At 51.7% G+C, this 24,807-nt stretch carries 21 protein-coding genes; 10 read left to right on the top strand and 11 right to left on the bottom strand.

The features are described 5' to 3' along the window. Positions 1-122: 122 nt before the first annotated feature. The gene (prlC, locus tag SK39_RS12810; RefSeq protein ID WP_048217065.1) at positions 123-2,165 is read right to left on the bottom strand and encodes an oligopeptidase A; all 2,043 of its coding nucleotides are present in this window, start codon (positions 2,163-2,165) and stop codon (positions 123-125) included. A 208-nt stretch (positions 2,166-2,373) separates the two neighbouring features. Here prlC and SK39_RS12805 point away from each other — a divergent pair, with 208 nt between their 5' ends. Together SK39_RS12805 and gorA are read left to right on the top strand one after the other, a co-directional pair. After that, positions 2,374-3,216: a 23S rRNA (adenine(2030)-N(6))-methyltransferase RlmJ gene (locus SK39_RS12805; RefSeq protein ID WP_003023347.1), complete on the top strand. Its 843-nt coding sequence runs from the start codon at positions 2,374-2,376 to the stop codon at positions 3,214-3,216. Between the two features lie 104 nt (positions 3,217-3,320). Continuing rightward, positions 3,321-4,673 (top strand): glutathione-disulfide reductase, encoded by a 1,353-nt coding sequence (gorA, locus tag SK39_RS12800; RefSeq protein ID WP_003837777.1) that lies wholly within the window; start codon positions 3,321-3,323, stop codon positions 4,671-4,673. A gap of 66 nt (positions 4,674-4,739) precedes the next feature. On the opposite strand, the gene dinQ is transcribed toward gorA, so the two are convergent. Beyond that, positions 4,740-4,823 carry a damage-inducible type I toxin DinQ gene (gene dinQ / locus SK39_RS27130; protein WP_003837776.1) on the bottom strand — a complete coding sequence of 28 codons (84 nt, stop codon included), beginning with the start codon at positions 4,821-4,823 and terminating at the stop codon, positions 4,740-4,742. 27 nt (positions 4,824-4,850) lie between these two features. Here dinQ and SK39_RS27860 point away from each other — a divergent pair, with 27 nt between their 5' ends. Next, positions 4,851-4,982, top strand: a complete 132-nt coding sequence (locus SK39_RS27860; RefSeq protein WP_005122496.1) for a hypothetical protein — start codon at positions 4,851-4,853, stop codon at positions 4,980-4,982. A gap of 223 nt (positions 4,983-5,205) precedes the next feature. On the opposite strand, the gene SK39_RS12795 is transcribed toward SK39_RS27860, so the two are convergent. Next, positions 5,206-6,600 carry a cytochrome-c peroxidase gene (locus SK39_RS12795; RefSeq protein ID WP_032937227.1) on the bottom strand — a complete coding sequence of 465 codons (1,395 nt, stop codon included), beginning with the start codon at positions 6,598-6,600 and terminating at the stop codon, positions 5,206-5,208. A gap of 427 nt (positions 6,601-7,027) precedes the next feature. On the opposite strand from SK39_RS12795, the gene SK39_RS12790 reads away from it, so the two are divergent. Continuing rightward, a complete protein-coding gene (locus SK39_RS12790; protein WP_003846147.1) occupies positions 7,028-8,677 on the top strand; it encodes an alpha,alpha-trehalase in 1,650 nt (549 codons plus the stop codon). 27 nt (positions 8,678-8,704) lie between these two features. Here SK39_RS12790 and SK39_RS12785 read toward each other — a convergent pair whose 3' ends face one another. Then, positions 8,705-10,294, bottom strand: coding sequence for an STY4199 family HEPN domain-containing protein (locus SK39_RS12785; RefSeq protein WP_032937226.1), 1,590 nt, complete (start codon positions 10,292-10,294; stop codon positions 8,705-8,707). Between the two features lie 167 nt (positions 10,295-10,461). On the opposite strand from SK39_RS12785, the gene SK39_RS12780 reads away from it, so the two are divergent. Together SK39_RS12780 and SK39_RS12775 are read left to right on the top strand one after the other, a co-directional pair. Continuing rightward, positions 10,462-11,001, top strand: coding sequence for a GNAT family N-acetyltransferase (locus SK39_RS12780; protein WP_032937225.1), 540 nt, complete (start codon positions 10,462-10,464; stop codon positions 10,999-11,001). 86 nt (positions 11,002-11,087) lie between these two features. Next, positions 11,088-11,438, top strand: a complete 351-nt coding sequence (locus SK39_RS12775) for a glycoside hydrolase family protein (protein ID WP_003837768.1) — start codon at positions 11,088-11,090, stop codon at positions 11,436-11,438. 18 nt (positions 11,439-11,456) lie between these two features. Here the strand turns inward: SK39_RS12775 and SK39_RS12770 are convergent, their stop codons facing one another. The 4 genes from SK39_RS12770 to SK39_RS12755 form a co-directional block, all read right to left on the bottom strand. Beyond that, positions 11,457-12,059, bottom strand: a complete 603-nt coding sequence (locus SK39_RS12770; protein ID WP_032937223.1) for a response regulator transcription factor — start codon at positions 12,057-12,059, stop codon at positions 11,457-11,459. Between the two features lie 361 nt (positions 12,060-12,420). Continuing rightward, positions 12,421-13,269 (bottom strand): EAL domain-containing protein, encoded by an 849-nt coding sequence (locus SK39_RS12765; RefSeq protein WP_032937222.1) that lies wholly within the window; start codon positions 13,267-13,269, stop codon positions 12,421-12,423. A 199-nt stretch (positions 13,270-13,468) separates the two neighbouring features. Beyond that, positions 13,469-13,909, bottom strand: a complete 441-nt coding sequence (locus SK39_RS12760; protein WP_032937221.1) for a winged helix-turn-helix domain-containing protein — start codon at positions 13,907-13,909, stop codon at positions 13,469-13,471. 521 nt (positions 13,910-14,430) lie between these two features. After that, positions 14,431-15,189: an SDR family NAD(P)-dependent oxidoreductase gene (locus tag SK39_RS12755; RefSeq protein ID WP_003023319.1), complete on the bottom strand. Its 759-nt coding sequence runs from the start codon at positions 15,187-15,189 to the stop codon at positions 14,431-14,433. A gap of 119 nt (positions 15,190-15,308) precedes the next feature. Between SK39_RS12755 and SK39_RS12750 the strand changes: the two genes are divergently transcribed. The 3 genes from SK39_RS12750 to SK39_RS12740 all read left to right on the top strand — a co-directional run bounded on the left by SK39_RS12750 (position 15,309) and on the right by SK39_RS12740 (position 18,954). Beyond that, positions 15,309-16,208 (top strand): LysR family transcriptional regulator, encoded by a 900-nt coding sequence (locus SK39_RS12750; RefSeq protein WP_003837759.1) that lies wholly within the window; start codon positions 15,309-15,311, stop codon positions 16,206-16,208. 47 nt (positions 16,209-16,255) lie between these two features. After that, entirely contained in the window at positions 16,256-17,281 is a 1,026-nt protein-coding gene (gene yhjD, locus SK39_RS12745) for an inner membrane protein YhjD (RefSeq protein WP_016151136.1), read from the top strand. A gap of 350 nt (positions 17,282-17,631) precedes the next feature. Continuing rightward, on the top strand, positions 17,632-18,954 hold the full coding sequence (locus SK39_RS12740) for an MFS transporter (protein WP_003023312.1): 1,323 nt from the start codon (positions 17,632-17,634) through the stop codon (positions 18,952-18,954). 93 nt (positions 18,955-19,047) lie between these two features. Here SK39_RS12740 and SK39_RS12735 read toward each other — a convergent pair whose 3' ends face one another. Further along, positions 19,048-21,108, bottom strand: coding sequence for an AsmA family protein (locus tag SK39_RS12735; protein WP_048217064.1), 2,061 nt, complete (start codon positions 21,106-21,108; stop codon positions 19,048-19,050). A 78-nt stretch (positions 21,109-21,186) separates the two neighbouring features. Beyond that, a complete protein-coding gene (gene pdeH / locus SK39_RS12730) occupies positions 21,187-21,954 on the bottom strand; it encodes a cyclic-guanylate-specific phosphodiesterase (protein WP_003023308.1) in 768 nt (255 codons plus the stop codon). A gap of 230 nt (positions 21,955-22,184) precedes the next feature. On the opposite strand from pdeH, the gene kdgK reads away from it, so the two are divergent. Further along, a complete protein-coding gene (gene kdgK / locus SK39_RS12725; RefSeq protein ID WP_032937217.1) occupies positions 22,185-23,114 on the top strand; it encodes a 2-dehydro-3-deoxygluconokinase in 930 nt (309 codons plus the stop codon). A 100-nt stretch (positions 23,115-23,214) separates the two neighbouring features. On the opposite strand, the gene SK39_RS12720 is transcribed toward kdgK, so the two are convergent. Then, on the bottom strand, positions 23,215-24,708 hold the full coding sequence (locus SK39_RS12720; RefSeq protein WP_003846129.1) for a M16 family metallopeptidase: 1,494 nt from the start codon (positions 24,706-24,708) through the stop codon (positions 23,215-23,217). Positions 24,709-24,807 lie beyond the last annotated feature (99 nt).

Raw genomic sequence — 24,807 nt, 5'->3', positions numbered from 1 at the left:
CTAAATAATTCGAGTTGCATCAAGACAACAAGTGAAGGAATCCCTGGGAACGTACAAATAGTACGTGACCAGGGTGAGTGAGCGCAGTTGCCGAAGAGGCAGCTTGAAGTATGACGGGTAAATCAGCCTTTAATCCCGTAATGCTCCAGCATCGCATCCAACTGTGGCTCGCGGCCACGGAAGCGTTTGAACAGTTCCATCGGCTCTTCAGAACCGCCACGGGTGAGGATGTTATCGAGGAACGATTGTCCGGTTTGACGGTTGAAAATCCCTTCATCTTCGAAGCGAGAGAAGGCATCTGCCGCCAGCACGTCGGCCCACAGATAGCTGTAGTAACCCGCCGCGTAGCCACCAGCAAAAATGTGGCTGAAGGCATGCGGGAAGCGGCCCCAGGTTGGGCCCGGCACCACGGCGACCTGTTTCTTGATTTCGGCCAGTGTGTCGAGGATTTTCGCCCCTTGCTGCGGGTTAAATTCCGCGTGCAGACGGAAATCAAACAGACCGAACTCCAGTTGACGCAGAATAAACAGCGCCGCTTGGTAGTTTTTCGCCGCCAGCATTTTATCCAGCAGTTCCTTCGGCAACGGTTCGCCGGTTTCATAATGGCCGGAGATAAACGCCAACGCTTGTGGCTCCCAACACCAGTTTTCCATAAACTGGCTCGGCAGTTCGACCGCATCCCATGGCACACCGTTGATACCGGAAACGCCCGCGGTTTCGATACGGGTCAGCATATGGTGCAGACCGTGGCCGAACTCGTGGAACAGGGTAATCACTTCATCGTGGGTAAACAGCGCGGGTTTGCCGTTCACCGGACGGTTAAAGTTACAGGTCAGGTAGGCAACCGGTTTTTGCAACGTGCCGTCACTTTTACGCATCTGGCCGACGCAGTCATCCATCCACGCCCCGCCGCGTTTATGTTCACGGGCATACAGGTCGAGGTAGAAGCTGCCGCGCAGCTCGTTGTTTTCGTCGTACAGCTCGAAGAAACGAACTTCCGGGTGCCAGACGTCAACATCGGTGCGCTCTTTGGCAGTGATGCCATAAATACGTTTAACCACTTCAAACAGACCGTTGACGGCTTTGTTCTCCGGGAAATAAGGACGCAGCTGCTCGTCGCTGATGCTGTAGAGGTGCTGTTTTTGTTTCTCGCTGTAGTAAGCGATGTCCCACGGCTGAAGCTCATCAACGCCAAATTCCGCTTTCGCAAAGGCGCGCAGTTGAGCCAGCTCTTTCTCCCCCTGCGGACGGGCACGTTTCGCCAGATCGGTCAGGAAGTCGAGGACCTGCTGCGGGTTTTCCGCCATTTTGGTAGCCAGAGATTTAAAGGCGTAGCTTTCAAAGCCCAGCAGTTGCGCCAGTTCGTGGCGCAGCGCGAGGATCTCTTCCATTATCGGGCTGTTGTCCCATTTGCCAGCGTTCGGCCCCTGGTCAGACGCGCGCGTGGAGTAAGCGCGATACATCTCTTCACGCAGTCCCTGGTTGTCACAGTAGGTCATCACCGGCAGGTAGCTTGGGATATCCAGCGTTAACAGATAGCCTTCCTGCTCTTTGGCTTCCGCCTGAGCCTTCGCCGCAGCCAGCGCGCTTTCCGGCATACCAGCCAGCTCAGCTTCATCGGTGACTAACTTCGTCCAGCCCATCGTGGCATCAAGGACGTTATTGCTGTACAAGTTGCCGAGCTCAGACAGACGGGTGGCGATTTCACCATAGCGCTGCTGTTTTTCCTTCGGCAGACCAATACCAGAAAGCTCAAAATCGCGCAGCGCGTTATCGACCGCTTTTTTCTGCGCGGTACTCAGGGTGGCGTAATGATCGCCATCACGCAGGTCGCGGTACGCTTTGTACAGGCCTTCATGTTGTCCAACCCAGGTGCTGTATTCAGACAGAAGCGGCAGCGTTTGTTCGTAGGCTTCACGCAGTTCCGGGCTGTTTTTCACCGAGTTCAGGTGGCTAACAGGAGAGAAAATACGCCCCAGCACATCGTCAACTTCCGCCAACGGCTGGCAGAGATTTTCCCAGGTGTACGGCGCGCCCTGCGCAACCACACGTTCAACATTTTCGCGGCAATCGTTCAGCGCCTTAGTGACGGCAGGCACGACATGCTCAGGCTGAATTTTAGAAAACGGCGGCAGTTCGAAGGGAGTCAGCAATGGATTGGTCATTAGCGCGGTCCTGTTGAAAAGAGTGAATGAAGCGCGTATCCGGCGCTGTGCATATTAATTTGTACAATGGGGTTAAGTGTAGAGGATTTCAATGCTAACCGTGACGGAAAGACGCCCGGTGGTGCTGCGCTTACCGGGCCTACGGGTAATCTGTGCCGATCTGCTGTAAACTGTGGCAAATCGTCATTTCAGCGGAATTTCATTACCCATGCTCAGTTATCGCCACAGTTATCACGCAGGCAACCACGCCGACGTCCTGAAACACACCGTCCAGAGCCTGATCATTGAATCGCTCAAAGAGAAAGAAAAACCGTTTCTCTATCTGGACACCCATGCTGGCGCTGGCCGTTATCAGCTGAGCAGTGAGCATGCCGAACGTACCGGTGAATATCTGGAAGGGATCGCCCGTATCTGGCAGCAGGACGATTTGCCTGCCGAACTGGAACCCTACATTGGCGTAGTGCAACACTTCAACCGTAGCGGTCAGTTGCGCTACTACCCGGGCTCTCCGTTAATTGCTCGCCAGCTGCTGCGCGAACAGGATAGCCTGCAATTAACTGAACTGCACCCGAGCGACTTTCCTCTGCTGCGCGGCGAATTCCAGAAAGATGAGCGCGCACGCGTGGCCAAAGCCGATGGTTATCAGCAGCTGAAAGCAAAATTGCCGCCGGTTTCACGTCGTGGGCTGATCCTTATCGATCCACCCTACGAAATCAAAAGCGACTACCAGGCGGTGGTCACCGGTATTAACGAAGGCTACAAGCGTTTCGCGACCGGCACCTATGCGCTGTGGTATCCGGTGGTTCTGCGCCAGCAAATCAAGCGCATGATCCACGATCTCGAAGACACCGGCATCCGCAAAATTTTGCAAATTGAACTGGCGGTGCGCCCGGACAGCGATCAGCGCGGTATGACAGCGTCTGGCATGATTGTGATTAACCCACCGTGGAAGCTGGAGCAGCAGATGAACAACGTTCTGCCGTGGTTGCACAGCAAACTGGTTCCGGCAGGAACCGGTCATACCTCGGTAAGCTGGATCGTGCCGGAGTAATCGCAGCCATCGGTGGAACCTTTTAATATCAGGTATACAATCGCGAATATTTTGGCGGATGGCGTAACGCTTCTCCGCCCTACAATGAACATGAAGGAGCGGTCATGACCAAGCACTATGATTACATCGCTATTGGCGGCGGCAGCGGCGGTATTGCCTCCATTAACCGTGCAGCAATGTACGGCCAGAAATGCGCACTGATTGAAGCCAAAGAGTTAGGCGGCACCTGCGTTAACGTGGGCTGCGTACCAAAGAAAGTGATGTGGCATGCCGCCCAGGTTCGCGAAGCGATCCACATGTACGGGCCGGATTACGGTTTCGACACCACCATCAATAAGTTCGACTGGGATAAACTGATCGCCACGCGTACCGCTTATATCGATCGTATTCATACCTCGTATGACAATGTGCTGGGCAAAAATAATGTCGATGTGATTAAAGGTTTTGCCCGCTTTGTGGATGCCAAAACCATTGAAGTGAACGGTGAAACTATTACTGCCGATCATATTTTGATTGCTACCGGCGGTCGTCCGAGCCATCCGAACATTCCGGGTGTGGAATACGGGATCGACTCCGATGGCTTCTTTGAGCTGCCCGCGCTGCCGAAGCGCGTTGCGGTCGTCGGCGCAGGTTACATCGCCGTTGAGCTGGCAGGCGTGATTAACGGCCTGGGTGCCCAAACGCATCTGTTCGTGCGTAAACACGCGCCGCTACGCAGCTTCGACCCGATGATCGTCGACACGCTGGTTGAGGTGATGAACGCCGAAGGCCCGACTCTGCATACTCACGCGATTCCGAAAGCGGTCGTTAAAAACGCTGACGGCAGCCTGACCCTGCAACTGGAAGATGGTCGTAGCGAAACGGTAGATTGCCTGATTTGGGCAATTGGTCGTGAACCAGCCACCGATAACTTCAACCTGGCAGTTACTGGCGTAAAAACCAACGAAAAAGGCTACATCGTCGTTGATAAATATCAGAACACCAGCGTGCCGGGAATTTATGCCGTCGGCGATAACACCGGTGCCGTTGAGCTGACGCCGGTTGCTGTTGCCGCGGGCCGTCGCCTGTCTGAGCGTCTGTTTAACAACAAACCGGACGAACATCTGGACTACAGCAATATCCCGACCGTGGTCTTCAGCCATCCGCCAATTGGCACCGTCGGCCTGACCGAGCAGCAGGCTCGCGAACAGCACGGCGATGACCAGGTAAAAGTGTATAAATCATCGTTTACCGCGATGTATACCGCTGTCACTTCACATCGTCAGCCGTGCCGCATGAAGCTGGTTTGCGTCGGTCCGGAAGAGAAGATTGTCGGTATTCACGGTATTGGTTTTGGAATGGATGAAATGCTGCAAGGCTTCGCGGTCGCACTGAAAATGGGCGCAACCAAGAAAGACTTTGATAACACCGTTGCGATTCACCCAACGGCAGCAGAAGAGTTCGTTACCATGCGTTAATCGCACTTCATGAGTGTTAAAGGGCAAAGAGGGGTTAGCTCTTTGCCCTTAGTTACGTTTCCGCTATCAGTTCAAAAGTTGCAGCAGATAGCGGATCAGCTCCAGCAACGCGATTAACGCTCCCAGAACGATGATTGCTTTATCAATCACCCGTTTTCTCCATCAGATGGAGTGAGAATGCACCCGCTTACTCATCCATTGCCTGTCACGGGGCATGCTCCATTGTTAGATGATAACTATCTCACCCCGGCCAGAGCATCGGCCAACGGCACCACCCGTTTCGCCGATCAGGACTTAGAAAGCGTTTAGCGCGCGTCCGGAAGGGATAAGTTACAGAGCTAACTGGATAAGTATACAGTTCTTTTAATCGTAACTGCCAGCGCATTCTTGCAATAGTACCGTTAAGGTAATAGGATTGAAGCGTTAGATGATAACTATCTCACTTCGGCCAGAGCCACCAACTCGGGCTGAAGCGTAAAAAAACCGACGTGAAGTCGGTTTTTTTACGTCCGAATCAGGACCAGGGCAAAGTCTATTTACCCTGCATATATGGCGTATACACGCCGTTTAAGCTTTCGAGGAACGCCACGATATCGTCGATATCTTCCTGCGGCAGTTCTTTACCCACCTGATAACGCAGCATCAGTTTTACCGCACCGTCGAGCGTAGGCACATCACCTCGATGGAAATAAGGCGCGGTCAGCGCAACGTTACGCAAGCCAGGGACTTTTTGACGCAGCTTGTCACGTAGTTCATTAGTGACGTTCATGCGGCCAATATCTGCGGCAGTGACCTCGCCGAAATTAAAGTCCTTTTTCAAACCCAATGGCTCAAATGAACGCCCGCCTAAAATAATACCGCCATGACAGGTCGCGCACTTATTATCTTTAAACAACTGATAGCCATGTTTCTGCTGGGCAGTTAACGCCGCTTCATCGCCGCGTAGCCATTTATCAAACGGCGAATTTGGCGTAATTAGCGTTTTCTCAAACTCAGCAATCGCATCGGTAATATTATCTCCGCTGAATCCCTGCGGATAAACCGCGATAAACTCTTGTTTGAGTTGCGGATCCTTATCCAGTTTCTGGATAATTTCATCCCAGGATTTAGACGCCATCTCGATAGGGTTCAACGGCGGGCCGCCTGCCTGCGCCTGCAATGTTGGTGCTCGACCATCCCAGAATTGTTCCACGTTGAAGACAGAGTTAAATACCGTCGGCGCGTTGATAGGACCAACCGCGCCGCCTACGCCGATTGACGTTTTGCGACCATCTACGCCGCCCGCATTCAGGGCATGGCAGTGCGCGCAAGAAATCGTGCTGTCACCGGAAATACGCGGGTCGTGGTAAAGCGTAAAGCCTAGCGCCACTTTGCGGGCATCGGTCGGAATGCTTTCCGGTATCGGCTGCACAGGCTCGTTACGATGCTGCGCGGCGGTATCGTTACTGGCGTAATACTGCTCGCGCTGTTTCGCAATCCAGCCCAGGATCTCTGCTCGCTCCGTATCGCTTACCTTGCCGGCCCAGTGCAGTGCGGTATAACGCGTCGGCGGCATGGTGTCGTACTGCATCACCCATTCAATTTTATTCAGGTCGCTTTGCGAAACGGGTTTATCTGCGACCAGCGCCGCACGAACGGCCTCAAGATTGAATGATTTGTATCCCAGTCGAATATCGTAATTCATCAACTGCTTAGCGACAGGAAAAGAAGAATAGAAAGGTAATTCAGTTGAAGGCGTGTGACAATAATCGCATCCTTTTTCGCGTAAAAAACCTAATACTTTATTATTTTCTTCCAGCGTAGAGGCCTGAACATCTGCCTGTTTACTACGTTGATTATCGTGATACCACACATAACCGGATAATCCAAAATAACAAATCACGACACCAGCTATGGCTATCGCGGTAAGACGGGTAATGATTTTCATTATTTTACCCTCACCGTTGTGAGTTATTGTGACCCAGAAAAATTAGAATAATGAGTGCATAGTCTTTATCAGACTTAACCATCATAGAAAGTAAGGGATTTATTATTTTGATAAGTATCAAGCAATTACATGGGGGATAACTATCGATAGAATAGCCTGTGCCTATTACGGAGATAAGCCGTTATGGTTTTCCGTTCACACCTCGTTGCAATCGAATGTTCTGAAAATGAAATATCTTCAGGTCACGCAGAATTATGAATTCTTCATTATATTCATTGGGATAGTCTTATTTTCTAAATAATATGCAGCACTAAAACGTGATCAACCGCACGCTTTACTCACCAGACACCGAAGCGAATGTCTACGCTTAACTGACGACCGGGCAATAGCCTTAATCTTTCAACGTCCATCGGAGGTCTTTCTCATTATGCTCAACCAGAAACTACCCCACGCCCCTTCAGAAGAAATGACGATCGATATCGATCTGCTTTATGAAATGGATCCGTGCGAGTTAAAGCTGGATGAAATGATTGAGGCAGAGCCTGAGCCGGAGATGATTGAAGGGCTGCCCGCCTCAGATGCGTTAACCCCCGCCGATCGTTACCTCGAGCTGTTTGAACACGTCCAGTCATCCAAACTATTTGCTGATAGCAAAACCTTCCCTGATTGTGCGCCCAAAATGGACCCACTGGACATTTTGATCCGCTATCGCAAAGTTAAACGCCACCGCGACTTTGATCTGCGACGTTTCGTCGAGAACCATTTCTGGCTACCGGAAACGCCCTCCAGTGAATATGTGTCCGATCCGGCAAGCTCGCTGAAAGAGCATATCGATCAACTGTGGCCTGTGCTGACGCGCGAACCGCAGGATCACATTCCCTGGTCCTCGCTGCTGGCGTTACCGCAGTCATATATTGTGCCCGGCGGACGTTTTAGCGAAACCTACTACTGGGATTCCTACTTTACCATGCTGGGTCTGGCAGAGAGCGGCCGCGAAGATCTGCTGAAGTGTATGGCGGATAACTTTGCCTGGATGATTGAAAACTATGGTCACATCCCCAACGGTAACCGTACCTACTACCTGAGCCGTTCGCAGCCACCGGTTTTTGCGCTGATGGTGGAACTGTTTGAAGAAGATGGCGTGCGCGGCGCGCGTCGCTACCTTGAACATCTAAAAATGGAATACGCATTCTGGATGGATGGCGCCGATTCCCTGGTGCTCAACCAGGCCTACCGTCACGTGATCAGAATGTCGGACGGCTCTCTGCTCAACCGCTATTGGGACGATCGTGATACCCCGCGTGATGAATCATGGCTTGAAGACGTTGAGACCGCCAAGCATTCGGGTCGTCCACCCAATGAGGTGTATCGGGATTTGCGCGCGGGCGCGGCCTCTGGCTGGGATTATTCCTCGCGCTGGCTACGCGATGCAGGCCGCCTTGCCAGCATACGCACCACGCAGTTCATCCCGATTGATCTGAACGCATTCCTCTACAAGCTGGAAAGCACTATCGCCAATATTTCCGCGCTGAAAGGCGACAAAGAAACGGAAGCGCAGTTTCGCCAGAAAGCCAGTGACCGTCGCGATGCGGTAAACCGCTATCTGTGGGACGATGAAAACGGCTGCTATCGCGATTACGACTGGCGGCGCGAACAAATGGCCCTGTTCTCTGCCGCCAGTATTGTGCCGCTATATGTCGGTATGGCAACACATGAACAAGCCGACCGGCTTGCTAACGCGGTTCGCAGTCGCCTGCTCACGCCCGGTGGTATTTTAGCCACGGAGCATGAAACTGGGGAACAGTGGGATAAACCGAACGGCTGGGCGCCGCTGCAGTGGATGGCGATCCAGGGCTTCAAACTGTACGGTGACGACCATCTCGGGGATGAAATCGCCCGTAACTGGTTGAAAACGGTGAATCTCTTTTATCAGGAACACCACAAGCTTATCGAAAAATACCACATAGCCGACGCAGCGCCGCGCGAAGGCGGCGGCGGGGAATATCCGTTGCAGGACGGCTTTGGCTGGACCAATGGCGTGGTGCGCCGACTCATCGGTTTGTATGGCGAACCCTAGCGGTTGACGGTCTGATTCATCAGGATGTCAGTTAATCGCATCGTACAACTCGGCGTGAATTTTCTGCCATTTCTTGTTCTCAGGGCTTGGCTGGGCGCGAACACGCAGCTCGGCCTGCTCAAGATTATATTGCTGACGCGCAACGACCGCAGGCACCGAACAAAAACTTTGCAGATAACTTTTATGCAGCGATGTGAGTGACGCCCCATTCGACATCGCATGGCTGAGCGTAGTCATAAACTGTCGGCATGGTTTGCTTTCATCCATCTGCGAAGGGTAACGCAGCAGCAGTCTCAACACCTCGGTATTGCCCGCTGAGAACGCCTGCTCCGTCCACGCCAGCTTCCAGTCCATCCCACCCTGCAGGAACAGTGACGTCACGCGGGTGTCATTGCGATCGATAGCCGCCCGCATGTTAAAGGCATCCCAGGTGATACCCATTCGGGTCACCGCCTCCCGTGCGCTGGGGGCGTCACGTCGCGGTTCCTCCTGCACAATTTCAACGGATTGTCCGGATGACGCCTGTGGCGCTGGCGAAGTGAATAACCAGAACGCACCCAGCGAAATCGCCAGCACCATCACGCCGACTGCTACCCACAACATGCCGGAAATCAGCTGTTCACGTTCTTCCGCCGAACGTTTGGCTCGCTTCTCCGGCGGATCAATACTGTCTGCGATTTCATGCTTATCGCCTCCCGCTTGCTCGTCTTTTTGCTTTGCCGTTTCCCAAAACTGGCGGACCATGGACTCATCAGATTCCAGATACGACGCAGGATTAATGCGCGTACGTCGTTCTTCAAACGCCCGTTGCACAGGATGAGTTATCTGCCGGTACTGGTAGTCCAGCAACAGCAATTGTACTGAGGTTAGCGGTTGTTGCGCGATAACACAGTTACGAGCCAGGCGGCAATCATCCAAAAACATGCGTAGCGTGATGCGCGGCTCAACAAACGACATCAGCACCGAGGTATCGTTAAAAATCTGCGTAAAGTGGCGAACAAATAATTTCTTATCGACGACCATCAGTGCCAGCTCGCTAAACATCATACCGTCCAGCGCATCTCGTCCTTCGCCCAACTTTAGCCAGCGACGCAGACGTTCACCGCCAAAGTGCTGTTTCAGAAAGCTGTTGAGAGGATGTTGATCCGGCCATACCCGCGCAATCAAGGATTTGAGGGTTAATTCTATTGCGCGAAGTTGACGCTGCGCCCGCATCTGAGCATCCGGCTCTACAGGTGCAATTTCGGTTTGATACTTCAGGATGGGCTGTTGCTGGCGCAATTGTTCCAGAGAGGCCACAAAGCGCAGCGCTGAAATCAGCTGGTTTTCACTGACGTCCTGGCCATTTTCATATTGGGGTACACTCTGTTGAAGATGGCGTAGCCGCAGAGTGAACTGGCTCAATTGCGCATCATTCATCTGCAACCGTCTGGCGACAGCCCCCCAACCGCCCAGATTCAGTCGTGCCTGATCCAGTTGTTCGAGAAACCACCGAGGGTCTTTGCCTTCTGTGACATGTACGCCTAACAGCAGTAATATTTCTATCGACGCTTGACGGATAATCCCCAGACAATGTTCAAAGGGTGTACATGTCGCTTGTAACGCGCTATTGGTCATCATCTTCCCTAAAAGGACCCAAAACGTGCGGCCTCATCATGGTATGTAATTATCTTTTTTAAACGCAACGTTGTGCCGATGTAGACTAAAACACATTCATATAGCAAATAAATAAGTTTTACAGTGACTTCCGCACAATCATTGAAAATTATTCTGGAGATAAGCCTGTGCCTGTATTGCAAACATCACGTCTGCTCTGCCGCCCACTGACAGAAAATGACTGGACGTTCTTCTTAACGCTACAGCAGAATCCAGATGTGATGCGCTTTGTCGCTGACACGCGTACTGAAGAGGAGATACGGACAGCCTTCAACTCCCGCCTGCCTGAATGGTCTCCCGGCAGCCCGCACTGGCTATGTCTGGTCCTGTGCGATAAGGCATCGGGAGCACCGCTTGGAGTGACTGGATATATTCATGAAAACAATGAATGTGCCGAGGTCGGTTTTCTGCTCGCCCCTGAAGCGCAGGGGAAAGGTTATGGTACTGAATCTCTGCATGCAGTTTGCGATTTTGCATTTACCACCGGAGGGCTACGCCGGCTTACGGCTTGCGTCACCGCAGGAAACGAAGCCTCACGGCGTCTGTTGGAAAAGGTCGGGTTCATTCACGAAGGCACGCTGCGGGAAAGCTACTGGCTGCATCAAACCTGGAATGATGACTGGATTTTCGGCCTGTTAAAACACGACTATCAGCCACCCGCAGAATAAGACGTTTTGCTGAAAAAACTGGCTGTATGACAACTGGCGTAACGGAGGCGGTTTCTTAAAATAGGTCTCTTTGTACAGAGATGAATATGCCACTCCATTCAACGTATTTCACGCCCGCCTGTGTTGCATTTATTAAACAATGGCAAGGCCTGTCACTGGAAAAGTATCAGGACAAAAATGGTGTCTGGGTGATTGGCTACGGGCACGAAATCACATCCGATGAAAGCTTTCCTGCGCCTGTTTCGGTAACGCAGGCAGAAACACTACTGCTCGCGGATCTGGAAATCTGCGAGGAATTCATACACCAGAAAATGCCGCAAATAAAAGAAAGGTTTCAACAGGAAGCGTTAATTGCGTGGATGCTCAGCGTGGGGATAAGCCGGTTTTGTGCTGCAGAATTCTGCTCGGGGGTTATTTCACAGCCAGAATCGTTCTGACTGTGAAATATTCGCCCGTTAAATTGCGTCGTTTAACATCATTGCCGCCTGCGTACGGTTTTTTACCTCGAGGCGCTGATACAGCGATTCAAGATGGGCTTTGACCGTTCCGGTGCTGATATTTAACAATCGACCAATTTGTTTATTTGATTCTCCGGCGGCAAGCATAGTCAGAATCTCTCGCTGACGCGCACTAAGCGATCTGATATTTTGCCCGCTGCTCTCGGGGGTTATCATACAATCTCTGGGGATAAATACCATTCCCATCGCAATGCTATTGAGAGCCAGCGTGAAGGTTTCCGCGTCAGAGTCGCGTGGAACAATGGCCAGCACATTCAATTGCGTAACCTCCTGCAGCCATTTTTTACGGCAGTCCGTTGCTGTTACCAGCACTTTTACTGTCGAAAAGCGTTGCGCTATCTGCTGTAGCAAGTTACGGCAGAACTCGGCGTCCTGGTCGCCATCCAGCATTATCAGTGCATCAGGGGTGTCTTCCAGTTTCTGCCAAAGGTCATCTGCCTGACTGACACCCTGAACATCCACTCCTGGAATACGCTCTTGTAAACTTACATTCATTCCATGAATAAATATCGACTGCCTGTCAAACATTATTACCTGCATTACTTATCTCCGTCTGAATAAGATACTAGCCTTAACACGCGGAAGGGTATTACCCGAGGGGTAAAATAAGAAGTCACCATTTGGCGGGGGCCATTTTACCGATAGACGGAGAAGAAAAAAGTAGAAATCAAAAATAGTTACAGCTCAAACCGAATAATCACACAAAGGGACAAAAGTGGCGCTAAACATTAAGGAAATCCTTAATATCCAATACTCAAAATCAGCTTATTAATATTAATTTTTTGGAGTCTATATTTTCTAATAAAAATAAGGAACTCACAGTAACAGACAAATATGTTACAAAATAAAATGTCGCATCAATTGATCATCACCTGTGGTTTCCCCAGGCAGTATTGCTGTATCAATCGACACTAAAGGTTGCGGGCGATTGCATCACTCCGATCAGATCTTCAAGTGGAACGGGTCTGCATAAATAATACCCTTGTAAAAAATCACAGCGTTTCATGCGCAGATAATCGGCCTGAACCTGAGTCTCAACGCCCTCGGCAATCATTTGCAGACCCATCTTCTGCGCCAGCTCAATAAGCGTATCGACAATGCGGGTATCGCCCCCCTCACCAATCTGGCTGACAAACAGTTTATCTATCTTAATAAACTCCGGTTCCAGCGCGTGGAGGTAACACAGATTCGAGTATCCCGTCCCGAAATCATCTAACGCTACGGCGATATTGGATTTTCTCAACGCGGCAAACCACTCGCTTAGCTGAGGGGTAAAGTGCAGAGGGCGTCTTTCGGTAATTTCGATAACCAGTTGAACCTGAACCGGGGCAAGCTTTTGCATGAGCGCCACGACGTCCGACTCAAAGCGCGGATCGAGGCAGTTTTCGGGGCTCAGATTTAGGTTAAGGTAAAGTCCATTTGGGAAAAGGGGGAGCCGCGACTGCAGGTCGGCAATGACTTGCTGAATAAGTTGATGCGTCAGCGAGGCGATAAGACCATGCTCTTCCGCAAGGGGAATAAATATATCAGGGGGAATAGCGCCATACTGGGGATGCGTCCACCTGGCGAGTACCTCAATACCTGCAATTTCACCCGTCTGGCTGTTAAAAATGGGTTGATACACCGGTTGGAACTGCCGTTGAAGAATGGCTGCATTCAACGTTTTTACCGGTGCACAGGTGAGGAAACGGGCCAGTAATTCGCTGGCGTCAGAGAATAATATCGGGAGTTGCCTGGTTGTGGTAATCATCACGAGCCTCAAGCGTGCGGCGGCCTATTGAGGGCAACCGCACAGCAATCATCAGAACCTGACCCAATCGCCCTGGCCGTTATTGGTATCTATCGAACAATAACGCTATTTAGCGAAAATACATTGAAAATAAAAAGTAAAGATAACGATAAAAAAAGCCCCTCGCACTGCATGCTCAGGGCAAATACCTGGGTTGACATCACTCACTCAGGTTATCTATTTTCTCCCTTTTTTTGACAGCATGAGTTGGGAGTTCGCTCACTTTGTAATAAACGGGAATGACATCAGGATAATTGATGACATAACCCTGACCTCTTATATTAAGGATAAAATCCCTGGGTAACCCCAGCAGGCCAAGTTTATTATTAAGATTGTGCAGGACTTGCCATAATCTTTGCGCAGAGGGGCTCAGATTATGCGCTTCCCAGATTTTCTCAAATAATTCTTCTTTCGGTACCGGCTGGCTCCTGGCATTTATTAATAAATACAGGAAAAGCCTGAGCATTGTTTCATTAAAGTAAATTGACGCAAAAACGATGTTTTTCTCGGTATGGCTACCAGTAAGCCGATACAGTCGGCGATTAGAAATGTCAAAATGAATTTCAGCACCAATCATAAATCCATATAGACGATAGCCCATATCTTATACCTACGTTAAATGAAGACGAACATGCACCTCTACATATAAGCGTTGAGATAATCCATACCGTTTGTATGGTGGATTATATGACTGCTATAAATGCTTTCCAATCTTCATCCCAATCTACTATGAGGAAGCGGTCGTTTAGTATTCGTTTATGGTAGATTTAAGGTTATAAATGAAATTCACGATTTATTATTCTTCCTATGCGAAATTTTTAGCACATAGGCCATGTTTTCACATACGCGATCGAACGCTCAATTTTTAATGTCGAATTTTTAACATTTTAAAGAATTAAATTCTGAATCCGTGGAGGATGGGGAAGTGATCATGGTTTCTTCTGAGACAAATCCGCTGTCGAAGAAAAATGAGTTATTCAGAAAGTTTATCCCGGATTTCTTTCGGCACCGCGATCGCTGAATTAGATTGCAGATAATATCGGTAACGCCACCAGCTATATTTTTACCTGGAGTGGCGCACCGGTTTTCTATTGCTCCAAAGCTGAATAAGATACGAGCGATTTACAGGAACATTCCGCCCGATACTTCGATACGCTGCGCTGTCATCCAGGCCAGCTCATCGCTGAGCAACGCGGCAATCGCGTCGCCAATATCATCCGGCAAGCCCGCGCGTCCCAGCGCCGTTTGCGATGCCACATATGCATTCAGCTCTTTATTATCCCGCAGTCGACCGCCGCCAAAATCGGTTTCAATCGCCCCAGGCGCGATGATATTTACTGAAATACCCCGCTCTCCCAGTTCTTTCGCCTGATAACGCGTCAGTACTTCCATCGCCCCTTTCATTGAGGCATAGGCGGCATACCCTGGCAGTGCAAAACGCGCCAGTCCCGATGAAACATTCAGGATCCTGCCGCCATTCTGGATCAACGGCAACAGACGTTGGGTCAGGAAGAAGGGGCCCTTAAAGTGAATGTTCACTAATTGATCAAACATCGCTTCGGAGGTATCGGCAAAAGCGCCATACAGACCAATTCCGGCATTGTTCACTAAATAATCAAACGCCTCACGATTCCACATGCTTTTCAGCTGCGCTTGCACCTCATGGGTAAAGGACTCAAAGCCAGCCACATCGCTGACATTCAGTTGTATTGCCGCAGCTTTTCTGCCTTTTTGCTCAATTTCAGCAACCACATCCAGCGCCGCCTGCTGCTGGCTGTTGTAGGTAAAGATAATGTCCGTTCCTCTGTCAGCCAGCTTAAGTGCGGCGTTTTTACCGAGCCCACGACTACCACCAGTCACTAATGCGATACGTTGCGTCATAAGAAACCTCATTTCCGACATTGTGATGATTGAGATAAAGCTTATTAGGTGATAGAAAAACAATAAATGTCGTCTGTTGCGCATTACTGTTTCATTTGGAACAACAATAGGGCATAAGAATGGATAAAATTCACGCAATGCAGTTGTTCATCCGCGTCGCAGAACTGGAGAGCTTTTCGCGTGCGGCAGACACCCTTGGTCTTCCTAAAGGTAGCGTATCGCGCCAAATCCAGGCCCTGGAAAATCATCTGGGCACGCAGTTGTTGCACCGCACTACCCGCCGCGTTCAGCTCACACAAGACGGTATGATCTATTACGAACGCGCAAAAGATTTGTTGAGCAATCTGGATGAGCTGGATGGACTATTTCATCACGATCCGTCCAGCATCAGCGGCAAGCTGCGCGTCGATATGCCGGTTGGCGTGGCGAGAAATCTGGTGATGCCCCGCTTACCCACTTTCTTGCATCAGTATCCCGGCCTTGAGCTCGAACTCAGCAGCAGCGACCGCCTGGTGGATCTGGTCCGCGAAGGTTTCGACTGTGTGGTACGCGTAGGCACGCTGAAAGATTCAGGGCTGATTGCGCGCCCACTGGGGAAACTCACGCAGATTAACTGCGCCAGCCCGCAGTACCTCGCCCGCTTTGGTTATCCGGAAAGCCTGGAGGATTTAGCTTCACATGCAGTGGTGCACTACTCGGTCAATTTGGGAACGCGTGCGCAAGGCTTCGAAGTGGCGACAGAAAACGGCACGCAATGGGTTAAAACCGGCGGCATGCTAACGGTAAACAGTACCGAAACCTATCACGCGGCATGCCTTGCCGGTCTGGGCATTATTCAGGTACCGCGCGTTGGCGTGCGTGATGCCCTGCGCGCCGGTACGCTGGTCGAAGTGTTGCCGCAATATCGCGCCGAGCCAATGCCGGTCTCTTTGCTTTATCCGCATCGACGCAACCTCTCTCGCCGGGTACATCTGTTTATGGAATGGCTGACTGGCGTGATGAAAGACTATGTGGACTGACAAGCTATACTGTCCTGAGAATGAACAGAACAAGGATTATTGCCCTGATGACGCAGGAAAAAGAGATTAAACGCCCCATTCAGGAACTTGAGCACGCCCCCATCCTAAAAATTGAGCCCCTGGAGCAGGAAAATACAGAAACCAATGGTAAGACCAACCAGGCGTTGAAAACTGCCCTGACCTTCGCTGAAAAAGTTCAACGCCAGCCCATGATTGCCCATCTGATTCGGGCTGCGGAGCGGTTTAACGATCGCATGGGAAATCAGTTTGGCGCCGCGATTACCTACTTCTCGTTTCTGTCGATGATCCCTATTCTGATGGTGTCGTTTGCCGCCGCGGGTTTTATTCTCGCTTCGCATCCTACGCTGTTACAGGATATCTTCGGCAAAATTCTGCTCAACGTCAGCGATCCGACGCTCGCCTCTACGCTGAAAAACACCATTAATACTGCCGTACAGCAACGTACCACCGTCGGTCTGGTGGGGCTTGGCATCGCGCTCTATTCCGGCATTAACTGGATGGGAAACCTGCGCGAAGCAATTCGTGCCCAGTCGCGGGATGTCTGGGAGCGTACCCCGCAGGATCAGGAAAAAATTTGGGTCAAATATCTGCGTGATTTTATCTCATTGATTGGCTTACTGATTGCGCTGATTGTTACTCTGTCCATTACCTCCATTGCCGGCTCCGCCCAGCAGATGATTATCTCTGCGTTGTATCTCGACGGTATCGAATGGCTGAAGCCCGCCTGGCGACTGATCGGCCTGACCATCTCTATTTTCGCCAACTACTTGCTGTTCTTCTGGATTTTCTGGCGGCTACCGCGTCACCGACCGCGTAAAAAAGCGCTCATACGCGGCACATTTATCGCGGCTCTGGGGTTTGAAGTCATCAAAATGATCATGACATATACCCTGCCGTCACTGGTGCAATCGCCGTCAGGCGCGGCGTTTGGTTCCGTACTTGGATTGATGGCGTTCTTCTACTTCTTCGCTCGTCTGACTCTGTTTTGCGCTGCCTGGATTGCCACAGCAGAATACAAAGACGACCCGCGTATGCCGGGGAAAACGCAGTAGCCGCCGCCGGATTAGTTGTTAATTGCCGGATGGCGACGCACGCGTCTTATCCGGCCTACGGGTGAGTTTTGTAGGCCGGATAAGCGCAGCGCCATCCGGCAATTATAATGCCGCCCAATCTCACCGATTTAGTGAATAAATCCAACCCGTAACTTTTATTTAACCAAAAACCAGTTTTATCATCTAAGTTTTAAATTATGTGAAGCATTTCATGGAAGTGAAATCTCGAGCCTAAAAATTATCCCCTTTTTGCTCTATTTTTGACCGCTCTCAAAGTTTGTTACAGATTGAAATGTCTCTTTTGCTGTGCGTAATATGGCCTCTCGTTCGGCCAAAAATAAGAAAATATTATGCAAGCAACAGCCACAACACTCGACAACGAACAGGAACACACCCCGGTCAACTCGCGCAATAAAGTCGTCGTCGCCTCGCTCATTGGCACCGCCATTGAGTTCTTCGACTTCTATATTTACGCCACCGCCGCGGTGATCGTGTTCCCGCATATCTTCTTCCCGCAGGGGGATCCGACTGCCGCGACGCTACAGTCCCTGGCGACTTTTGCTATCGCCTTTGTGGCACGCCCGATCGGTTCTGCGGTATTCGGGCATTTCGGCGATCGCGTCGGCCGTAAAGTCACGCTGGTTGCTTCGTTACTCACCATGGGGATTTCGACGGTCGTCATTGGTCTGCTGCCGGGCTATGAAACGATCGGCATTTTCGCCCCACTGCTGCTGGCGCTGGCGCGTTTTGGCCAGGGGTTAGGTCTGGGCGGTGAATGGGGCGGTGCTGCGCTGCTGGCAACGGAAAACGCACCACCGCGCAAACGCGCGCTGTACGGATCATTTCCGCAGTTGGGCGCGCCTATCGGCTTCTTCTTCGCCAATGGTACCTTTCTGCTGCTCTCCTGGCTGCTGACCGACGAGCAGTTCATGAGCTGGGGTTGGCGCGTACCGTTCATCTTCTCTGCGGTACTGGTGATTATCGGTCTGTACGTTCGCGTTTCGCTGCATGAATCCCCGGTCTTCGCCAAAGTAGCCGCGGCGAAAAAGCAGGTGAAAATCCCGCTGGGTACCCTGCTGACCAAACATGTTCGCGTGACGATCCTCGGCACGTTCATCATGCTGGCGACCTATACGCTGTTCTATATCATGACCGTCTATTCGATGACGTTCAGTACCGCAGCCGCGCCTGTAGGACTTGGCCTGCCGCGTAATGAAGTGTTGTGGATGCTGATGATGGCGGTGATTGGCTTTGGCGTCATGGTGCCGGTGGCGGGCCTGCTGGCCGACGCATTTGGTCGTCGCAAGAGCATGCTCATCATCACCACGCTTATCATTCTGTTTGCGCTGTTTGCCTTTAAACCACTGCTCGGCTCTGGCAATCCGGTGCTGGTTTTCGCCTTCCTGTTGCTGGGCTTAAGCCTGATGGGGCTGACATTTGGTCCGATGGGCGCGCTGCTGCCGGAGCTGTTCCCGACTGAAGTGCGCTATACGGGAGCGTCGTTCTCGTACAACGTTTCGTCGATTCTTGGTGCGTCCGTTGCCCCTTACATTGCCGCATGGCTGCAGGCGAATTACGGCCTGGCGGCGGTCGGTACGTATCTGGCATCGATGGCGGCGTTAACGCTGATTGCGCTGCTGTTAACCCATGAAACACGGCATCAATCGCTGTAATTTGATTGCCTGATGGCGCTATGCTTATCAGGCCTACAGACTGCAATCCCCCGTAGGCCGGATAAGGTGTTTACACCTCATCCGGCGCTCTCATCACTTCTTCATCTGCGACAGGATTGTCCGGCACTGATTAGCATCCCCTTCAGAAGGTGAAATCAGCGCCAGCAGGGCTGCCGCTGGCGTCACCAGCGTTGCCAGCGCAGCAGCAACCGCACCGCGCGCAATTAGCGGTCCGGCCTTCACGCCTGCCTGCGGATTCTTAAAGGTACCGCGAACATACAACGGCGAACGCAGAGTAATAATACGAATCCCTTTGCTCTCCGGATCGATGGTTAAATCCAGTTGCTCCGACGCAAAGCTTGCCGTACCGGTGACATTAATGACTGCGTTTTCCGTATCAAAAGCAAAAATCTGCGGACGCGCCACGCCGTTAACAATATCCAGATTCGCCGCCGCGCAGTTCACCCGCACTTCGTCATCGCCAAATATCTGCCCGACAAGATAGTTCCCCAGATTCAAGCCCACAATTTCCATCAGATTCCGGCTGATCAAACCGTCATTCATCAGCAGTTTCAGGTTGCCATTGCTGTTACCCAACAGCGCCGCCACCGAGTTTCCGCTCCCACTAAACCTGGCGTCACCGTTCATTTCACCAAGCGTTTTTTGCATCAGTTCCACATCCGGCATCAGCGCTTTAAGCTTCAGGCGGCGAGCCTGGATATCCGCCTGCCCCCGCATCGGCTTTTTATCCCCTTCCAGATGGATGCTGGAAACAATGCTGCCTCCCGCAAGACCAAATTTCAGCGGTTGCAGACGCAGGTCGGCATTTTTCAGGATGATATGAGTGGAGAGATCGCTGATCGGCAGACTACTGCCATGCTCAATACGCCGTCCTTTGAAACGCACGTCAGCGTCCATTACGTTCCATTTGTCAGTTTCAAAACGGTCATACGGCAACACCTTGTCCGCAGGCTGAACGCTCTTCTCACCTTTGCGCTGTTCAGATTGTTTTGCCCGTTCCGCCCCTTTGCCTGAATCCACCCCGATCAGCGGCCCCAAATCGGCCAGCCTCAGCTGGCGTGATTCCACATCGCCCTTCAGCATGGGTCGCGGCTTGCCGGTGGTGTAGACCAGCGTTCCGTGAATATCGCTGTCGCCAATGCGGCCATTGAAATCGCGATAATCAAAAACAGAGGATTTTTCCGGGTCAATTTTCGCTACCAGACGTCCGTCGGTTTCAAACGGCGGCGTATCCGGGAGCAGCACGCCGGTCAAATCGTATAAATCCCCTAGCGAATCTCCCGAGAATTTAAGTCGCAGATCCGCCCCGCCCATGTTCATCGGATCGTTTATCGTGCCGATAAACGCTACGCGCGTATTGCCCGAACGGAAATCAGCCTGAATCGGGAAAGGCGTATCTTCACCACGCAGCGCCAGCATTCCGCCAATTTTTCCGCTACCGCTTAGCGGTTCGCCGTTATATCGCCCTTGCACTTTCAGACCAAACACGTAGTCCTCGACGCGGGCGTTGCTCTCTTTACCTTTTGCGCCGGTCACTTCGCTAAAGGGCAACGGTTTGCCCAGCGGATCGACCAGGATCTCAATCTCCGACTTCGTCACCTTATCGTTAATGGCGATGCGTCCCTGGTCAAACAGAATGTTATCCAGCCGGAACGACCACGCGGATGGCGGCGCATTAGGATCGCGGTTTTCGTCCCCAGCTAAGTTAAAGGTCCAGTTATTGTTTTTCTCCGACAGGCGGATCAGCCGCGCATCGGGTTTGACCAGCTTGACCCACGGGAGCCAGACGTTTTTTGTCAGCAGTGCCAGTGGGGCGAGCGTAGCTTCAACACGCGGGAGATGCACCATGGTAACGTCAGGAATGTCTGGCGGGTTGCCGAGGATGATATCTTCAGCATGAACATGCGGCCACGGAACCCAGCTACGCCAGCCGGTTTCCTGCTTCTGGCGTTCCCAAACCACGCCCAGGTCACCCCGTATAGCAAAGGGCCGGTTGAGTTCTGTAGAGACTTTCTGGTTGATGGTCGGTTTGAGCCGGTTCCAGTCAAATGTCGCAATCACAATGATGAGTACGACGATCAACAACAAGAAAACCCCTATTACTGAAGTGGTTATTTTACCTGTTTTCGTCATGTCTAACCTCTCTACTTCCTTCCTTGCCTGTCCTAAAGATAGTCCAGCAGGATGAAAAGGAGGTGTGCTACGTCCTCATCAAAGCGACAGGATCACCTCTTCAAGCGTGTCCAGAGGCACTGGACGAGAGAGAAAATAGCCTTGTGCGGCAAAAGCCGGTGAGTTTTGCACATCGCGCCACTCTTCCAGCGTTTCAACGCCTTCGACAATCACGCCGCGGCAATAGCGGTTCATCAGCTGTAATAGTAGTGTGAAGAGATTACGTCCCTCCGGCGTCTTGCGCAGCATGACGAACAGGTCTCGCGCCACTTTGATATAGTCATAATTCACTTCACTAAGCGCCGAGAAGTTCGCCATTCCGGTACCAAAATCATCCAGCCAGAGCGGGCCAAACTCGCACATTGAGGCGAAGGACGACCCCTTCGGTAAGCGGATATGTTCCACTAGCTCAAAACGCAGCCACGGCAGGCCTTCAATGATTTTCAGGATTTCGGGATCCTGGCGCATCGCTATGAGCGTTGGTCCGTCGACGTTCACGGAAGCCAGCAGGTTGTTGGCTCTGAAAAAGTCCCCTTTCAGCTCAAGTTGAAGAAGTTGCTCTATCACCACATCAACACGATGTCGGACGGTTACTTCGGCAAAATAGCGGTCTGGCGCAATACGTTGGGATGGATTATCAGGATGGCTCACGACAGTCAGCAGTTCAACGGCCATCAGTCGTCCGTTGGTCTGGTAAATTGGCTGGTAGGTGTAAGCACGCTCGCACTGCAGCCAATAGCGTCTCTCCTGCAAGTTTTCAATACTCGCATCGAGCGTAATGAGCTGCTGGGTAACCTGCTTTATCATCTGAGATGTCCTGTAAATAAGAGTGTGACTGACCGGACTCGTCAAAGGTTATCGGCGCTCAGACGCAGAACTTTACGTTCAGCTGTGCGCAAAAATAAAAACTAAGCGGCAAAAACAACGCAGAACACGTGCTGGCTCAAAAAAATAATGGAACGTTGTTTTAATATAGTTGACCACTTAAAACCCACAGCGCACACTAACGCTAATTTTTTTCAGAGCAGGTTACGACTATGTCCAGAAAGATTGCCGTGATTGGCGAATGCATGATTGAGCTGTCACAGAAAGGCGCTGACGTTCAGCGCGGATTCGGTGGCGACACGTTGAATACATCCGTTTATATCGCCCGTCAGGTCGATGCTACGGCACTTTCCGTACACTATGTGACTGCACTGGGTACCGACAGTTTTAGCCAACAAATGCTGGAGTCCTGGCAGGGTGAAAACGTGGATACCTCATTAACCCAGCGCATGGAAAACCGCCTGCCGGGTCTCTACTACATTGAGACCGACAGCACTGGCGAGCGCACCTTCTATTACTGGCGTAATGAAGCCGCCGCAAAATTCTGGCTGGAGAGCGAGCAGTCTGCCGCGATTTGCGAAGAGCTGGCGACATTTGATTACTTGTATCTGAGCGGAATCAGCCTGGCGATTTTAAGCCCGGCAAGTCGTGACAAGCTGCTGTCGTTGCTGCGTGAATGCCGTGCCAACGGCGGAAAAGTCATTTTTGATAATAACTACCGCCCACGTCTGTGGAGCAGCAAAGAAGAAACCCAGCAGGTGTATCAGCAGATGCTGGAATGCACCAATATCGCATTCCTGACGCTGGACGATGAAGACGCGCTGTGGGGTGAAAAACCCGTTGCTGAGGTGATTGCCCGTACTCACGCAGCTGGTGTACAGGAAGTGGTTGTGAAGCGTGGCGCAGACTCTTGCCTGGTTTCCATCGCGGGCGAAGCGCTCATCGACGTTCCGGCCATTAAATTGCCGAAAGAGAAGGTGATCGATACCACTGCGGCCGGAGACTCCTTCAGCGCCGGATATCTGGCGGTACGTCTGACCGGTGGCGATGCTGCTGAGGCCGCAAAACGCGGCCACCTGACGGCAAGCACCGTGATTCAGCACCGCGGGGCGATTATCCCACGCGACGCTATGCCGCAATAACGTCGATTATCCGGTCTGCATACCGTAGGCCGGGCAAGCGAAGCGCCCCCGGCATCTCCAATGCCGGATGGCGGCGTAATCGTCTTATCCGGCCTACAGGTTATTGTACCGGCGGGATATCCGTCACTTCAGGGTGTGATTCATCCGTTTCAACAGATGTTGCCGCTGCGGTAACGGGCGCCATAATGCTATCCCACGTCGCCTGCAGATCCTTCATATTGAATTCAGGTTCACCCTTCGGCTGCAGCAGAATTAACGCCATATCTTGCGACAGCTGCTGTCGCAGGTCCTGATTCAACATCTCAACGCTCAGGCTGTTGAGGAAGCTCTGGCGTAAACGCTGATACTGTTCAGGCGCAATATCCACCACCTGATTTTGCAGCGAGCGCAAACGCTGGCTGATCAAAATATCGGTATCGGTACGACCATAGGTGGCAAACAGCTTCTGCAGTTCCAGATTCTTTTGCGCGACCAGCGCATTGAACTCTTCTTCCGGAAGTCCCTTATCACGCACTTTCGCCAGCTCACGCGCAACCGTACCCAGATTGGCGTTCAGCTTATCGTTTGGCGACTCAACGTTAATCGCACACTGCGCGCGCAGGAACAGCACCCGGCAGTCAAATCCGAGGCCAATGTCTTTGGCATTGTTTTTGGTTAGCTCTTGCTGAATGTGCCAGAACAGCGCCTCACGAGCTAAATCAGCGCGCCAATAACGTAACAACGCGGCAGATTCACGGATCGGTTGCCACGGCGTATCCCACATAATAGACAGGCGATCCTGGCGTACCGCATCGGTCATAATGCTTACGGCTTCTGCTCGCAGCGGAGAGAGCGTAGGTACCGGTGCAGGCGTTTCGCGTTTTCCTTTTAACTCGCCAAAGGTTTTATTGATTTGCTCAGCTACGCTGCGTGCATCAACGTTACCGACGATGATCAGCGTCATCGCGTCCGGGGTATACCATTTCTGATAGAAAGACTGAATTTTCGCCGCATCTACAGGCGTTTTCAGCGGATCGGCGGGATCGTGTCCCAGCAGGGTCGATCCCTTCAGACGGTAACGCCACCACCCTTCTTTGGTATCTGACGGCCAGGTTGCAACCATATCTTCGCTGCTCAGCGCATGATTGACCGTTTCAGAGGTGATGCTCAGATTGCCGGAGATATTCGCCAGGTAAGAAAGTGACTCTTTCAGTAGATCGTTACGGCTGTTTGGCAGACTGAGGTTGTACAACGTGGAATCATAGGAAACGATAACCGGCGGCATGGGACGTTTGGGATCGAACCCCTGCTGCCACAATGAACGGGCTTGCGTGGCATCGAGGCCACCGCTTTGCGTCAGCGCGATACGTGGGATCGCATGGCTGAAACCACTCTGTTGCGTATTTTCGGTGAGTGAACCGGTATTAACCAGCAGGCGGACCTCAATACGGTCGCTGGGGCGCTGGGGAGTGGCTAACACTTGCCACTGTAGACCATTTGCCAGCGTGCCCTGTTGCCACGCCGGGTCAGGCTGGAGCGCATCTGCCTGCACATAGCCGGCAGTGGCCATCATCAGCAAGCCGCCCGCTAAAAGTCGAATTTTTGTGCCCTGCATGTGAACCCCTGATCAACTATCCTGGAAATAAAAAGACAGCCCTCGAAAGGACTCTCTGAATATGACGTTAAAAACACTTCGTGTTAGACCGCGAGAACA

It is taken from the genome of Citrobacter sp. BIDMC107 (assembly GCF_001037575.1).
Lineage (GTDB): Bacteria > Pseudomonadota > Gammaproteobacteria > Enterobacterales > Enterobacteriaceae > Citrobacter > Citrobacter freundii.
This window is presented reverse-complemented; position numbering and strand designations above follow the sequence as displayed.